Genomic DNA, 14,316 nt, shown 5'->3' with positions numbered 1-14,316 from the left:
ACCTCCACGCTTTCCTCCCCTCGTCATCCCCGGCCTTGTGCCGGGGATCCATAAACGCGACGCCGACCCATTCAGACGCCGAGCCCGACCGACCAGCGCAGCGTTTATGGATTCTCGGGACAAGCCCGAGAATGACGCAGGAAAGAAAGCGGCGAAGCGCTCTCAACCCAAGTTCCGCAATCCATATAGGTTCACGTCTTGAAGCCAAAGCGCCCAGGCGCCGCGTCCGCCGGTCTCCGTCGAACGGTGGGAAGTTCGTGACCTGCGAACCGGCGTCGGCTAAGGCTCAGGCCATGAGCGATACGCCCAAAAAAGGCTGGTTCCAGCGACTGAGCGCGGGTCTGTCCCGCTCCTCCAAACAGATGACCGAACAGGTCGTCTCGACCTTCGTGAAGGAGCCTCTGTCCGAAGAGGCGCTGGAGCGTCTGGAAGAGCATCTGATCGAGAGCGACCTCGGCCCCGCCGCCTCGGCCCGCATCGTCGAACGCTTCCGCGAGCTGCGCTTCGGCAAGTCGTCCGACGAGCGCGAGGTCAAGGAAGCCCTGGCCGAGGCCGTGGCCGCCGAACTGCTGCCGCGTCAGGCGACGTTTGACCCCCTCAGCGGGCCCAAGCCCTATGTCGTCCTGTTCGTCGGCGTGAACGGCTCGGGCAAGACCACGACGCTGGGCAAGATCGCCTCGGACCTGACCGCCAAGGGCGCCAAGGTGATGATCGTCGCCGGCGACACCTTCCGCGCCGCCGCCCGCGAACAGCTCAAGGTCTGGGCCGAACGCGCCGGGGCCGATTTCGAGAGCCGCCGCGACGGCGCCGACGCCGCTGGCCTGGCCTTTGACGCCTATGCCAAGGCGAAAGCCGAGAACTACGACGTCGTCCTGATCGACACCGCCGGGCGCTTGCAGAACAAGTCGGCCCTGATGGACGAACTGCTGAAGATCGTCCGCGTGCTGAAGAAGGTCGACGCCGAGGCCCCGCACGAGACCCTGCTGGTGCTGGACGCCACCGTGGGCCGCAACGCCCTGGAGCAGGAAAAGGTCTTCGGCCGCACCGCCTATGTCTCCGGCGTGGTCATGACCAAGCTGGACGGCACGGCGCGCGGCGGGGTTCTGGTCCCGGTGGCCCAGGCTTCCGACGCCCCGATCAAGCTGATCGGCGTCGGCGAAGGCGTCGACGACCTGCAACCCTTCGACGCGCGCGCGTTTTCCCGATCACTGGTCGGCCTCGAGGACTGAAGCAGATGAGTGAACTTTCGCGTCGCAATTCCAACATCCGGCAGGCCGTCGATTTCGGCGCTCTCGTCGCCTTCATGACCGCCTACGCCGTCAACCGCTTCATGCGCGGTCTGGAAGGGCAGGAAGCCCTGGTTCAGGCGACCTGGGTGCTGGTCATCGCCTCCGCCCTGGCGCTGATCGCAGGCTGGCTGATCGAGAGGCGCCTGGCTCCCCTGCCCCTGTTCACCGGCGCCTTCGCCCTGGTGTTCGGCGTCCTGACGCTGGTGTTCCACGATCCCGACCTGCTGAAGATCAAGCTGACCATCCAGAATGCGGTCCTGGCGGCCGTGCTTTTGGGGTCGATCCCCCTCAAAAAATACGCCTTCAAATACCTGCTCGGCGCGGCCTTCCAACTGACCGACGCCGGTTGGCGCGGCCTGACCCTGCGCTACGGCCTGTTCTTTGCCGCCGTTGCGATCGTCAACGAGGTCGTCTGGCGGACGCAGTCCGACGACACCTGGGTTGCGTTTCGAGGCGGGCTCTGGATCGCCTCCGCAGCCTTCGGCGTCTGGCAGGTCTTCTTCATCATGAAACACGTCATCAAGGACGAGGACGCTGAGCCCATCTCGCCCGACACGGGACTGTAACGCGCGCCTCTCCCTCGTCATCCTGGCCACGCCCGCCAAGCCCGCAAGGGCGCCGAGCCGGGACCGCCACAGACGCAACCTTGGGCTGGGCGCGGCGTTTTTCTGCGGTCCCGGATAGCGGCTGCGTCGCTTCCGGGATGTCGCGCCTCAAGTCGTATGAAAGCGCGATAGCCCTGACGAAATGTAGCCTTACCGTCGTCAAAGCGTAAAGCGCGGCTGTTAGCTGTCACGCTGTCCGGCGCGCCGGAACGGGGATCGAGGACGATGGTCAAGTCGGGCAAGCAGGCGAAGATCAAGGGCGGGCTGGCGGAATCGCCCAGCCACCTGATGCACCGGGTGTTGCAGCTCTCGCTCGACATCTACGCCGAAGAAGCCGGGCCTGACGGCCTGACCCAGCGTCAGTTCGCGGTGCTCGAAGCGGTGTCGGCGCGCTCGGGCCTGACCCAGACCGATCTGGTCAAGGCCACCGGCATTGACCGCTCGACTCTGGCCGATCTGGTCGCCCGCATGACGACCAAGGGCCTGCTGCAGCGCGAACGTTCGGCGCTGGACGCGCGGGCCAAGGCGGTGCGCCTGTCGGCCGAGGGCGAAGCCGCCCTGATCGCCGCCCGCCCTCGCGTCGAGGCCGCCGACAAACGCATTCTGGCCCTGCTGCCCCGGTCCAGGCGCGAGGGCTTCCTCGACCTGCTGACCAGTCTCACCGACGCCGCCGACGCGGCGCCGGAACAGGCCCGCGCCGAAGCCAAGGCGGCCCGCAAGGCGGCCAAGGACGCACGCAAGGCCGAGAAGGCCGCCAAGAAGGCTCTGGACGGCGGAACGAAGCCGAAAAAGAAGAAGAAGCTCGTCGAACCGGCGATCGACGCAGCCGCGACCGAAGCGGTCGTCATCCCGCTGAAAGACGCGGCGAAGGCCTAAAGCGAAATCGGTTTGGACACCGATCGCGTCCAAACTCGGATATTGGCTCCAGCATCATGCCGTGAATCAGGCTCTAGACCCTGATATCCAGCAGCGAACCCGGCCGCTGATAGCGCGCGGCCGGCGGGGCTTCCTGGGTCTGCACCGACCGCACCGGCGTGTCCGCCCGCGCCTCGACCGGGGCGGCGGCGATCGGCGCGCTGACGCCCATGGCCGCGCGGAAGAAGGCGGACTGGGAGGTTCTCAGGGCATGGGCCGCGCCGCCTGCGGCAGGCGGGAAGGCCGGACGGTCTGAAGGAATCGCGGACATGGGCCGACGATCCGCCCAAACGGTCTAGATATGGTTAATGCGCGATTCACCGTGTTTCGCGCCGGATGACTTCAGCGCGGCGGCGCCTTGAGCGCATCCACCAGCTTCTGCAGATCGGCGTCGGTCAGGACCGGTCCCGACGACTTGGCGACGATGGTGCCATAGGCGTCCACCGCAAAGCTCTCCGGCACGCCCGAGACGCCGAGGTCCAGCCCCGCCCGCCCCTCGCGGTCCACCAGCACCAGAGCATAGGGGTCGCCCAGTTCGTCGAGGAAGGCGCGGGTGGCGACCGGCTCGTCCTTGTAGGCCACGCCGACGACGTTGATCCCCTGCGCCTTCAGCTTCATCAGCTGCGGGTGCTCCAGCCGGCAGGGCGCGCACCAGCTGGCGAACAGGTTGACGATCATCGGCTTGCCGACGCCCGCCGTCTTCAGGTCCAGCCTCTGGTCGGTCTCGACGTCGCCTTGCAGGATCGGCAGCACCGTCTGCGGGATCGGCTGGCCGACCAGGGCGTCGGGCTTGTACGAACGGCCCTCGCCCGGCGCGCCGGACATCGTGTTCAACTGGACCATCAAGAAGACGCCCAAGGCGGCGAGCGCCGCGATCGGGATCAGGGCGAACCAGCGGTTCATTTGCGGGCCTCTTCCAGACGGGCCAGCTCGCGCTTCCAGCGACGGGCGGCGACCAGGGCGCGCACCGAAATCGCGGCCAGAGCGACGGCGCTGATCGCCCAGGACGACCAGACGAAGACGCCGTAGGGGCTCATGTCGAGATCCAGCATCGGCGTCTCCCTAGGCTTCTTGCGCGGCGCGGGCGCGCAGCGTCAGGACGCGGCGACGGCGCACCTCGGTGCGGATCGACGTCAGCCAGATGGCGCCGAACAGCATCCCGTAAGCCGCCATCATGGTCAGCAGGGGCGTAAGGTAAGCCGGATCCAGACTGGTTCCCCCAGCGCGCAGCAGCGAGGCCGGTTGATGCAGGGTGTTCCACCAGTCGACCGAGAACTTCACGATGGGCAGGTTGATCAACCCGACCAGCCCCAGGACGGCGGCGGCGCGCCCGGCCTTCTGCTCGTCGTCGATCGAGGCGCGCAGGGCCATGTAGCCGAGGTAGAAGAGGAACAGCACCAGCACCGAGGTCAGCCGCGCGTCCCAGACCCACCAGGTCCCCCACATGGGCTGGCCCCACAGCGAGCCGGTGATCAGGGCCAGGCCCGTGAACACCGCGCCCGGCAGGGCGGCGGCGCGCGCGGCGGCGTCGGCCAGAGGGTGACGGAAGACCAGGGCGAAGAAGCTGGAGACGCCCAGCGCCGCATAGGCGCCTAAGCCCAGGGTCGCGGCCGGCACATGGATGAACATGATCCGCACCGTGTCGCCCTGCTGATAGTCGGCGGGCGCGGTGAAGCTGAGCCAGGCGCCGACCGCCAGCAGGACGACCGCCAGCCCCCACAGCACCGGCGTGACCGGGCGGGTGAAGCGCATGAAGCGGTCGGGATTGGCGAGGCCGAACATGGTCCGCCGCTTACGCGGCGCGGCGCCCGACGGCAAGCGGCCCTGAAGTCGCGATCAGCAAAACAGCGGCGGGCGAGACAGCCCCGCCCGCCCTCCGTCATCCCCGGGCTTGTCCCGGGGATCCAGAGACTCAGGCGTGGCTAGCGGCCCGCGCCGAGAACTGAGCTTCAGGCATCGTGCGTCTGGATTCTCGGCACAAGGCCGAGAATGACGACCAAAGCGTGCGGCCTACAGCTTGAGCCCGTGCTGGGCCGCCAGGGCCTCCAGCTTGACCATCGGACGCGGCCCCCAGTGGGCGATCACTTCCGAGGCGGCCAGCGAACCCAGGGCTCCGGCTTCGGCCAGCGACAGGCCGCGCGCCAGACCCAGCAGGACGCCGGCGGCGTACTGGTCGCCCGCGCCCGTGGTGTCGACGACCTTGTCGACCGGGAAGGCGGCGATCTCGACCCGCTCGTCGCCGCGGAAGATGACCGAACCGGCGGCGCCGCGCGTCACGGCGGCGACATCGACGATGCGGCCCAGGTGAGCGGCGGCGTAGTCAAAGTTCTCGGTCTCGAACAGGGCGTGCAGTTCGGATTCATTGGCCAGGACGATGTCGGCCGAGGCCTCGATGAAGGCCAGCAGTTCGGCGCGCCAGCGATGCACCACAAAGGCGTCCGACAGGGTGATGGCGACCTTGCGGCCCGCCGCGTGGGCAGCAGCGGCGGCGGCCTCGAAGGCGGCGCGGGCCGGGGCCGGGTCGAACAGATAGCCTTCCAGATAGACGATCTCGCTGGCGCCGATCAGGTCGGCGTCGATGTCGTCGACCGTCAGTTGGTTGGCGGCGCCCAGGAAGGTGCACATGGTCCGCTGGGCATCGGGGGTGACGTTGATCAGGCAGCGGCCGGTGCCGAAGCCGGCGCCCGCGCCGTCTTCTAGAACCGGGGTGTCGAAATGCACCCCCGAGGCGCGGATGTCGTGGCTGAAGACCTCGCCCAGCGTGTCCTTGGCCACCTTGCCGATATAGGCCGCGCGGCCGCCGAACGAGCCGACGCCGGCCACGGTGTTGCCGGCCGACCCGCCCGAAGCCTCGACCCCCGCCGCCATGGCGTCATACAGCATGGCGCTCTGATCCTCGTCGACCAGTTGCATCGAGCCGGCGACCAGCTTGTGCGCCTCCAGGAAGGCGGGCTCGCACGGGCTCAGCACGTCGACGATGGCGTTGCCGACGGCGCAGACGTCGAAGCGGGCGGAGGAGATGGCGTTCTGGGTCATGCGCGCCCCATAGCGGGCCAACGTCGCCGACGCCAGCGCGAGGCTTTTCGCCGCCGTCGAAAACAGCCTATGCAGGTCGCCGCTGAGGAGGAGCCAACATGATCGACGTCGCCGTCCTGACCCCCGACCCCGCCGACCCGTCCTACGCCGGGCAATGGCCGGGCGTGCTGGATCGTCTGTCGGCGGCGCTGGCCACGGCGGGGATCAAGGCCCGGCCGACGCCCTGGACCGATCACGTCGAGAGCGCCCACGACCTGACGGACTTTGCCCTGATCCTGCCCCTGATCGTCTGGGGCTACCACCGCGACCACGAGCGCTGGGTGCAGGCCTGCGTGACCTGGGCCGAAGCGGGGGCGCCCCTGGCCAATCCCGCCGAGGTGCTGCGCTGGAACTCCGACAAACGCTATCTGGCCCGGCTCGCGGAAAAGGGCGTCGACATCCCGCCGACCATCTGGACCGACCACGCCAGCCCCGCCGTGGTCGAGGCCGCCTTCGCCGCCACCGGGGCCGAGCAGTTGATCGTCAAGCCGACCGTCTCCGGCGGCGCCTGGCGCACGCTCAAGGTCTCGGCCGGCGACCTGCTGGAGGATGTGCTGGCCGAGGCCCCGGAAGGCGGGGCCATGATCCAGCCCTTCCTGCCGACCATCGGCACAGCGGGCGAAACCTCGCTGCTCTTCTTCGGCGGCGAACTGAGCCACGTCGTCAACAAGCGCCCGGCCCACGCCGACGAGTTCCGCATCCAGGTGCAGTACGGCGGCCAGTATCAGCGGCTGGACCAGGCCCCCGAGGGCGCGCTGTCGCTGGCCGAACGCACGCTCGCCGCCATTGACGAGCCGCTTCTCTACGCCCGCATCGACATGGTCCCCGACGCCGACGGCCGCTGGCTGCTGATGGAGGCCGAACTGATCGAGCCCGATTTCTACCTGAGCGCCGCGCCCGAGGCCGGCGCCCGCTTCGGCCGGGCGGTGGCCGACCGGCTGGGGCTGTAAGCCACCCTCTTCTTCCGTCATCCTCCGGCAAGCGGCGCAGCCGCGCAGACCGGGGGATGACGGAAGGGGTCAAACCCCGACGAAACTCGCCCGCGACGGACACAGGTCCGAGATCACGCAGGCCAAGCATTTGGGCCGCTGCGCCAGGCAGGTGTAGCGGCCGTGCAGGATCAGCCAGTGGTGGGCCTTGGGCAGCCAGGCCTCGGGCACCACCCTGTGCAACTGGGCCTCGACCTTGTCCGGCGTCGCCGCATTGGCCAGGCCCAGGCGGTGCGAGACGCGAAACACGTGGGTGTCCACAGCGATGGCCGGCTCGATGCCCAGTTCGTTCAGCACCACGCTGGCGGTCTTGCGCCCCACGCCCGGCAGGGCCTGAAGGTCCGTCCGGTTCAGCGGCACCTCGCCGCCGTGCTGCTCGACCAGCATCCGCGCCGCTGCGATGACGTTCCTCGCCTTGGTGCGATAGAGGCCGATGGAGGAGATCAGCGGGATCAGCCCCTCCTCGCCCAGGGCCAGCATCTTCTGCGGCGTGTCGGCCACCGCGAACAGGGCCTTGGTCGCCTTGTTGACCCCCACGTCGGTCGCCTGCGCCGACAGGGCGACGGCCACCACCAAGGTATAGGGATTGACGAAGTCCAGCTCGGTCTTGGGGTCGGGCATGACGCCCGACAGGCGCACGAAGATTTCCTCGACACGGTCCTCGTCCGGCGGCCAGCCGATCACGGCCCCGACCGGCGCCTTTTTCGGCGCGCGCGACCGCTTGCCGGGCGGCGGGGTCAGGGCGGCGCGGACGGTCTTGGAAGCGGGGCGTTTGCGGACGGTCATATCCTCGCTTCGCCTTCCCGCGCGGCCAGGTCAACGGGGCGCCGGCGACACGCTGCGACGAAATCGCGCAGGGGCCTCTTGATTTATGGACGGACCTGTCCATTTTACGCGCCGGATTTGAAAAGAGCTGTCTCCCCCATGGCCCTCCCCGCCCCTTTGAAGAAACGCCTGCTGCTGATCGTCGGCGGGGTCGTCGGCGTCGCCCTCATCGTCGGGGGCGTGGTCTGGTGGCAGGGCAAGCAGCGCTGGGAGGCGACCGACAACGCCTTCGTCCAGGCCGACACCGTCCTGGTCAGCCCGCGCATCAGCGGCTCCGTGATCGAGGTCCTGGTCAGGGACAACCAGCGCGTCGAGGCCGGTCAAATCCTGGCCCGTTTGGACGACGCCGACGCCAAGGCGGCCCTGGCTCAGGCCCAGGCCAACCTGACCTCGGTCAAGGCGGCGGTCGACAATGTCGACGCCCGCGCCGCCCAGGAACAGGCCACCATTGCTGAGCGGGCCGCCGCCGTGACCCAGGCCCGCGCCCAGGCCGGACTGGCCCACGCCCAGGTCGACCGCTACGGCAAGCTGGCGGAACAGGGCTGGGTGTCGCAGCAACGCATCCAGACCGAGCGCGCCTCGGCCGAAACCGCCGCCGCTTCGGTGGAGCAGGCGCAAGCCGCCCTGACCGCCGAACAGCGCGCCGCCGCCGTGCTCGGCTCGACCCGCAACCAGAGCGTCGCCGCCGTCGAACAGGCTAGAGCCCTGGTCGAACAGGCTCAGCTGACCCTGGACCGCACCGTCATCCGCGCCCCCGTCGCCGGGGTCGTCGGCGCGCGCGGCGTCCGCGTCGGCCAGGTGGTGCAGGCCGGCGGACAGATGATGTCCATCGTCCCCCTGCAGGACACCTACGTGGTCGCCAACTTCAAGGAGACCCAGGTCGGCCGCATGCGGTTGGGCCAGCAGGTCGAGATCAAGGCCGACGCCTTCCCCGGCCAGTCCATCGTCGGCCACGTGGACAGCTTCGCCCCCGCCACCGGCTCCGAATTCGCCCTGATCCCGGTCGAGAACGCCACCGGCAACTTCACCAAGATCACCCAGCGCGTCCCCGTGCGCATCGTCGTGGATCACCGCGCCTCGGGCGAGCCGGTCGCCCTGCGTCCCGGCCTGTCGGTCGAGATCAAGGTGGACCTGAAGAGCCAGGGCGGCGCCGCCTTCGCCGACGCTCATCTGGGCGAGGTCGCTGTCGCGTCTCTGGACCCGGTTCGGTGAGAGACGGCGCTCCTGTCGGCGCCGCGTCTGGCGTCTCGGCCGCTCCAGCCCAGCCCGAGATCAACTGGCCGGTCCTGCTGCTCGGCTTCGCCGGCATGGTCATCGGCCAGTTCATGGCCATTCTGGACATCCAGATCGTCGCCGCCTCCCTGCCCCAGATCCAGGCCGGGGTCGGCGCCTCGGCCGACGAGATCAGCTGGATCCAGACCGCCTATCTGATCCCCGAGGTCGTGATGATCCCCCTCTCGGGATACCTCTCGCGACTGTGGGGCACGCGCCCCCTGTTCCTGGCCTCCTGCGCCGGCTTCCTGATCATGAGCGTGGCCGTGGGCCTGTCGTCGTCGGTCGAGATGATGATCTTCTTCCGCGCGCTGCAAGGCTTTGTCGGCGGGGCCATGATCCCGACCGTCTTCGCCGTGGCCTTCACCGCCTTCCCGCCCGACAAGCGCGTCACCGCCAGCGTCATCATGGGTCTGATCGTCACCCTGGCCCCGACCGTCGGCCCGACCCTGGGCGGACACCTGACCGAAGCCCTCAGCTGGCGCTGGCTCTTCTTCATCAATGTCTTCCCGGGGATGCTCGTCCTCTTCCTGGTCAGCCGCTACGCCCACTTCGACAAGGGCGACGCCCGCCTGGCCAAGGGCTTCGACTGGTGGGGTCTGGGGCTGATGGCCGCCTTCCTGATGAGCCTGCAATTCGTGCTGGAGGAAGGCGCCAAGAACGACTGGCTGGCCGACGACCCCATCCTGCTGCTCAGCGTCGTCGCCGCCGTCTGCGGGCCGGCCTTCGTCTGGCGCTCGCTGACCTATCGGAATCCGATCGTCGAACTGCGCGCCTTCTCCAACCGCAACTTCCTGGTCGGCGTCGTCATGACCTTCATCGTCGGCGCGGCCCTGTTCGGCGGCACCTTCCTGATGCCCCTCTTCCTGGGCCGGGTGCGCGGCTATTCGGCGGCCGAGGTCGGCACCACCATGGTCGTCTCGGGCCTGGCCATGTTCGCCACCGGCCCCTTCGCCGGTCGGCTGGTGCGCAAGGTGGATCCCCGCATCCTGATGTTCGCCGGCTTCATCCTGTGCGCCTGGGGCATGTGGGACGCCCGCGCCGTGACGGGCGAATGGGGCTTCTGGGAATTCGCCGGGGTCCAGGCCATGCGCGGCGTCGGCGTCATGATCGCCATGATCGCCTCGCAGCAGGTCACCATGTCGACCCTGCCGCCGCACATGGTCAAGAACGCCTCGGGTCTGGTGAACCTCAGCCGCAACGTCGGGGGGGCCTTCGGCCTGGCCATCCTCAACACCTCTCTGACCCAGAACACCGCCCTGCACATGGTCGAGCTGACCAGCGCCATCGACCAGTCCAACGTCGCCGTCAGAACCATGATGGCCGGTCTGGCCGAACGCTTCGCCGGCTCCATCGACCCGCACGCCTCGGCGATGAAGGCGATCTACGGCATGCTGCAGAAACAGGCGACGACCCTGGCCTTCGGCGACGCCTTCGCCCTTCTGGGCGTGGCCTGCGCCTGCGCGGCCTTCGTCACCCTCCTGTCCAGGCCCGTGAAGGCCCCGCCCTCGCCCGAACCGTCCGAGATCCACTGATGCCGCGCATTCCCGGTCAGATCGACGAACGCAAGAGCGAGGCCATTCTCGCCGCCGCCTCCGAGCTGTTCGTCGAAAAAGGCGTCGGCGCCTCCATGGCCGAGATAGCGCGGCGGGCGGGGGTGTCGAAACAGACCCTCTACAACCGCTACCCCTCCAAGGCCGAGATCGGCCGCGCCCTGGCCGCGCGCCGGTCGGACGCCATCACCGCCCCCTTGCGCGGCGGGGACGCCCCCGAAGCGGTTCTAGCCGCCGTCGCCGAGGCCCTGATCGTCAAGATCAGAGAGAGCCAGAAGGGCGCCTCCCTGCGCGGCGTCGCCTTGCTGTCGCCCGAGGCCCCCGAACTGGCCGCAGCCATCTATGACGCCGGGCCGGGCGAATCCTTGCGCCGTCTCGCCGCCTGGATGGCCGAGCAGGACCGGCGAGGCGTGCTGTCGACGCCCGACCCCATGCATGCCGCCGAAATCTTCTCGGGCATGACGCTCGGCCATGGCCATCTGCGCGCCATTCTCGGCGTGCCCCACCCGCCCGTGGCCGACGTGCCGGCGCGGGCGCGCGAAGTCGCCCGTCGCTTCTTCCGCGCCTTCGCCGTCGACTGACCGGCGCGGGCCGGCCCGTCAGGCGGCCAGTCCGGCGGCCAGTCCGGTGCGCCGTCGGATTGGCCTGTCGGGTCGGAAGGGCGTAAAGGCCGGACGAAATCCTGTCCTCGCGGAGCCCCCATGCTGATCCACCTGTCGTCCTGGCCTGAAATCGACGCGCGCCTGAAGGACGGCGCCCCCCTCTCCAAAACCGTCATCGTGCCGATCGGCTCGAACGAACAGCATGGCCCGACCGGCCTTCTCGGCACCGACTGGCTCTGCCCCGAGATCATCGCCCACGCCGCCGAAAAGGGCGACGAGCGCCTGATCGTGGCCCCGACCTTCAACATCGGCATGGCCCAGCATCACCTGGCCTTCGCCGGCACCATCTCCTTGCGCCCCTCGACCTTCATGGCCGCCATCACCGACTGGGTGTCGTCGCTGGCCCGCCACGGCTTCGAGCGGATCTATTTCCTCAACGGCCACGGCGGCAACGTCGCCACCATCGAGGCGACCTTCGCCGAGATCTACGCCGAGTGGTCGTTTGTCGAAGAGCAACCGCCCTTCGTGCTGAAGCTGCGCAACTGGTGGGACCTGCCCGGCGTGCACAAGCTGTGCGAGGAAATCTTCCCCGTCGGCCACGGCAGCCACGCCACCCCGTCCGAGATCGCCGTGACCCAGGCCGGCTATCCCGACCGCATCAAGACCGCCGACTACAGCCCCAGGATCGCCCCCATGGGCCCGATCCGCGACGCGCTGGACTACCGCGCCCGCTTCCCCGACGGCCGCATCGGCTCCGACCCCGCCCAGGCCAGCCCCGAGAAGGGCCAGCGCATCATCGACGCCTCGATCCCGGCGTTGATCCAGGACGTCTCGGCCTTCGCCGCCGAAGTCCTGCCCTGAACCCAATAGGCCTGATCCGCTTGCTCGACGGGCGGAACAGGCCCACGGTCCCCGCATGAACCCCATAGATCAGGCCGCCCGCACCGCCCGCGCCGGACAGGAGACGGCCCAGGCTTCGGCCGAGGTCATCGCCCGTCGAATGACAATCATGGGCGAGGCCATGGCCAATCCCCTGCGCGCCGACCACGCCGAACTGGGGCGGATGGGCACGGAAAAGGTCGAGGCCCTGACGGCCTCGGCCGGCGCCGTCGCGGCGGGCGCGCTGGATCTGGCCGAACAGGGCGGCCGCATCGCCGGTCGCGAAGGGGCCGAGGCCTCGGCGCATCTGACGCGTCTGGCGAGCGCCGACAGTCTGGCCGGGGCGGCGGCGCTGCAGGCCGCCTGGGGCATGGGCGTCTGGTCGCGCGCCGTGGCCGACGGCTGGAGCCTGGGCGCCGCCCTGCTCAAGACCCAGGCCGAGGCCCTGTCGCCGATCCACGCCGCGGCCGTCGCCAACGCCGCACGCCTCAAACGCTAGATCATCTCGACGGGATGGACGGCGTGATGGAACGTCGCCCCGACCTGCGGTGTTGCTTGCTGTAGTCCAGCAAGGAGCCCGACATGGCCGAGCAAGACCCCAAGAAGACCAAGGACCCGCACCCCGGCATGATGGGCGACGGCACCGAAGAGCAGAACCTCAACCAGCCCGGCGATCCGTCCAAGCGGATTTCGGAAGAGGAAGTCGACAACGCCTTCACCAAGGACCCGAAGATCGTCCCGAAGAAGTAGGCGCTCCCCTTCCCGTTCATCCCGGCGGACGCTGTGATCCAGTTCTTTGGCGACAAGCGCCTCTTTGACCTTCGGAAAGCCATGTCCGCCGTGGCGCCTGTGTCTCTCACTGGATTCCGGCGTCCGCCGGAATGAACGGAGAGGATAGGTTCAGGCGGTGCGGATGACACCCCCGCGCGCCTCGACCGGCCAGGGCGTCAACTTGCCGCCTGCACAGGGACCGCCGACGCACGATCCGCTCAGCGGCTCGAAGATCGCCCCGTGCCAGCCGCAGATGATCAACGAGCCGTCCGGCGTCAGATAGCGGTCCAGCTCCATAGCGATGGGGAAGCCCGCGTGCGGGCAGCGGTCCACCCAGCCCGCGATCTGGCCGTCCTTCTTCACCACAAAGCCGTGGAAATAGGCCTCGCCGATCTGCAGCACGAAGCCGCGCGAGCCGGGGTCGGCGATGTCGCCCTCGGCGCACAGGGCCACGTTCGGCGGCGTCTTCCAGACCCGCTGACGCGGCGCGGCTTCGGCAGCCGATTCGACGGGCTCGGGCACTATTCGCGTTCGGGCTTGAGCGGTCGGGTCAGCAGGGCCTCGATGGCCGCGTCCACCGTGGTCTCGCCCGCCAGCACGGCGGCGACCGCCTCGCAGATGGGGGTTTCGACGCCCAGTTTTCGGGCCAGTTCGCGCACGGCGGGCGCGCTCTCATAGCCCTCGGCCACCGAGCGTTTGCCAGCCAGAGCCTGCTCCACGCTCATGCCCTGACCCAGGGCCAGGCCCAGGCTCATGTTGCGCGACTGCGGGCTGGAGCAGGTCAGCACCAAGTCGCCCAGACCGCACAGGCCGGCGACCGTCTCGGCCTTGCCGCCCAGGGCCTGGGCCACGCGGACGATTTCAGCAAAGCCGCGCGTGATGACGGCGGCGTGGGCGCTGCGGCCCAGTTCGCGGCCCTCGACGATGCCACAGGCGATGGCCAGGACGTTCTTCAGCGCCCCGCCCGTCTCGGCCCCGATCAGGTCGTCGGCCAGATAGGGGCGGAAGACCGGCCCCGACAGGGCCGTGGCCAAGGCCACCGCCATGGCTTCATCCTCGCAGGCGATGGTCACGGCGCTGGGCAGGCCGCGCGCCACCTCGGCGGCGAAGCTCGGCCCCGACAGGACGGCGGGCGTGGCCGAGGGAATCGTCTCGGCCAGGACGTCGGTCATCAGCTTCAGCGAGCCGCGCTCGATGCCCTTGGCGCACAGCACGATCGGCAGGCCGGGCCGCGCATAGGGGGCAAAGGCCGTCAGCGTCGCCCGCATATGCTGGGCCGGCGGCACCGCCAGAATCAGATCGCAGTCGGCCAGATCGGCCAGGTCGGCGGTGACATTGATGGCCGAGTCCAGCTCGACGCCCGGCAGGAAGGCGTCGTTCACCCGCCGCGCGCGGATGCTCTCGATCACCTCGGGTTCGCGCGCCTGCAGCACGACCGCCAGGCCCGCCGCCGCTGCGCTCTGCGCCAGGGCCGTGCCCCAGGCGCCGCCGCCGATTACGCCTGCTGTGTGAAATTCCATGCCTACTCCGGTCCCCCGACC

18 protein-coding genes are annotated in these 14,316 nt (G+C 69.1%); 10 read left to right on the top strand and 8 right to left on the bottom strand.

The genetic code is table 11. The features are described from left to right. Window positions 1-293: 293 nt before the first annotated feature. The 3 genes from ftsY (at window position 294) to AC1DJ5_RS09940 (ending at window position 2,770) form a co-directional block, all read left to right on the top strand. Window positions 294-1,229, top strand: a complete 936-nt coding sequence (ftsY, locus tag AC1DJ5_RS09950) for a signal recognition particle-docking protein FtsY (RefSeq protein WP_441455133.1) — start codon at window positions 294-296, stop codon at window positions 1,227-1,229. A gap of 5 nt (window positions 1,230-1,234) precedes the next feature. Beyond that, a complete protein-coding gene (locus tag AC1DJ5_RS09945) occupies window positions 1,235-1,855 on the top strand; it encodes an inner membrane-spanning protein YciB (RefSeq protein WP_441455135.1) in 621 nt (206 codons plus the stop codon). 264 nt (window positions 1,856-2,119) lie between these two features. Further along, complete coding sequence (locus AC1DJ5_RS09940) at window positions 2,120-2,770, top strand: MarR family winged helix-turn-helix transcriptional regulator (RefSeq protein ID WP_477020475.1); 651 nt, start codon at window positions 2,120-2,122, stop codon at window positions 2,768-2,770. A gap of 73 nt (window positions 2,771-2,843) precedes the next feature. Here AC1DJ5_RS09940 and AC1DJ5_RS09935 read toward each other — a convergent pair whose 3' ends face one another. The 5 genes from AC1DJ5_RS09935 to AC1DJ5_RS09915 form a co-directional block, all read right to left on the bottom strand. Continuing rightward, window positions 2,844-3,080 (bottom strand): hypothetical protein, encoded by a 237-nt coding sequence (locus AC1DJ5_RS09935; protein WP_441455137.1) that lies wholly within the window; start codon window positions 3,078-3,080, stop codon window positions 2,844-2,846. Window positions 3,081-3,151: 71 nt separating this feature from the next. Further along, window positions 3,152-3,712 carry a DsbE family thiol:disulfide interchange protein gene (locus tag AC1DJ5_RS09930; protein ID WP_441455138.1) on the bottom strand — a complete coding sequence of 187 codons (561 nt, stop codon included), beginning with the start codon at window positions 3,710-3,712 and terminating at the stop codon, window positions 3,152-3,154. Continuing rightward, a complete protein-coding gene (gene ccmD, locus AC1DJ5_RS09925; RefSeq protein ID WP_441455139.1) occupies window positions 3,709-3,861 on the bottom strand; it encodes a heme exporter protein CcmD in 153 nt (50 codons plus the stop codon). The genes AC1DJ5_RS09930 and ccmD overlap by 4 nt, the downstream gene beginning before the upstream one ends. Before the next feature lie 10 nt (window positions 3,862-3,871). Beyond that, window positions 3,872-4,591 (bottom strand): heme ABC transporter permease, encoded by a 720-nt coding sequence (locus AC1DJ5_RS09920; protein ID WP_441455140.1) that lies wholly within the window; start codon window positions 4,589-4,591, stop codon window positions 3,872-3,874. Between the two features lie 228 nt (window positions 4,592-4,819). After that, on the bottom strand, window positions 4,820-5,845 hold the full coding sequence (locus tag AC1DJ5_RS09915) for an adenosine kinase (protein WP_441455142.1): 1,026 nt from the start codon (window positions 5,843-5,845) through the stop codon (window positions 4,820-4,822). Window positions 5,846-5,943: 98 nt separating this feature from the next. Here AC1DJ5_RS09915 and AC1DJ5_RS09910 point away from each other — a divergent pair, with 98 nt between their 5' ends. Then, the gene (locus AC1DJ5_RS09910; RefSeq protein WP_441455143.1) at window positions 5,944-6,834 is read left to right on the top strand and encodes an ATP-grasp domain-containing protein; all 891 of its coding nucleotides are present in this window, start codon (window positions 5,944-5,946) and stop codon (window positions 6,832-6,834) included. Window positions 6,835-6,903: 69 nt separating this feature from the next. On the opposite strand, the gene nth is transcribed toward AC1DJ5_RS09910, so the two are convergent. Next, window positions 6,904-7,659 (bottom strand): endonuclease III, encoded by a 756-nt coding sequence (gene nth / locus AC1DJ5_RS09905; protein ID WP_441455144.1) that lies wholly within the window; start codon window positions 7,657-7,659, stop codon window positions 6,904-6,906. 138 nt (window positions 7,660-7,797) lie between these two features. Here nth and AC1DJ5_RS09900 point away from each other — a divergent pair, with 138 nt between their 5' ends. The 6 genes from AC1DJ5_RS09900 (at window position 7,798) to AC1DJ5_RS09875 (ending at window position 12,754) form a co-directional block, all read left to right on the top strand. After that, a complete protein-coding gene (locus tag AC1DJ5_RS09900; protein ID WP_441455145.1) occupies window positions 7,798-8,910 on the top strand; it encodes an HlyD family secretion protein in 1,113 nt (370 codons plus the stop codon). Beyond that, a complete protein-coding gene (locus AC1DJ5_RS09895) occupies window positions 8,907-10,505 on the top strand; it encodes a DHA2 family efflux MFS transporter permease subunit (RefSeq protein WP_441455146.1) in 1,599 nt (532 codons plus the stop codon). Before AC1DJ5_RS09900 ends, AC1DJ5_RS09895 begins: the two co-directional genes overlap by 4 nt. Next, complete coding sequence (locus tag AC1DJ5_RS09890) at window positions 10,505-11,104, top strand: TetR/AcrR family transcriptional regulator (RefSeq protein WP_441455147.1); 600 nt, start codon at window positions 10,505-10,507, stop codon at window positions 11,102-11,104. Before AC1DJ5_RS09895 ends, AC1DJ5_RS09890 begins: the two co-directional genes overlap by 1 nt. A 120-nt stretch (window positions 11,105-11,224) precedes the next feature. Next, window positions 11,225-11,986, top strand: a complete 762-nt coding sequence (locus AC1DJ5_RS09885; RefSeq protein WP_441455148.1) for a creatininase family protein — start codon at window positions 11,225-11,227, stop codon at window positions 11,984-11,986. A gap of 55 nt (window positions 11,987-12,041) precedes the next feature. Further along, window positions 12,042-12,503 (top strand): phasin family protein, encoded by a 462-nt coding sequence (locus AC1DJ5_RS09880; protein ID WP_441455150.1) that lies wholly within the window; start codon window positions 12,042-12,044, stop codon window positions 12,501-12,503. Between the two features lie 83 nt (window positions 12,504-12,586). Then, complete coding sequence (locus AC1DJ5_RS09875) at window positions 12,587-12,754, top strand: hypothetical protein (RefSeq protein WP_441455151.1); 168 nt, start codon at window positions 12,587-12,589, stop codon at window positions 12,752-12,754. A 150-nt stretch (window positions 12,755-12,904) separates the two neighbouring features. Here the strand turns inward: AC1DJ5_RS09875 and AC1DJ5_RS09870 are convergent, their stop codons facing one another. Continuing rightward, complete coding sequence (locus AC1DJ5_RS09870) at window positions 12,905-13,297, bottom strand: Rieske (2Fe-2S) protein (RefSeq protein WP_441455152.1); 393 nt, start codon at window positions 13,295-13,297, stop codon at window positions 12,905-12,907. Then, complete coding sequence (locus AC1DJ5_RS09865) at window positions 13,297-14,295, bottom strand: NAD(P)H-dependent glycerol-3-phosphate dehydrogenase (RefSeq protein ID WP_441455153.1); 999 nt, start codon at window positions 14,293-14,295, stop codon at window positions 13,297-13,299. The genes AC1DJ5_RS09870 and AC1DJ5_RS09865 overlap by 1 nt, the downstream gene beginning before the upstream one ends. Window positions 14,296-14,316 lie beyond the last annotated feature (21 nt).

The sequence above is a fragment of the Brevundimonas sp. 01N35 genome, assembly GCF_056399785.1.
Note: the sequence above shows the minus strand (reverse complement) of the source record. Positions and strands in the feature narration are given on the sequence as shown.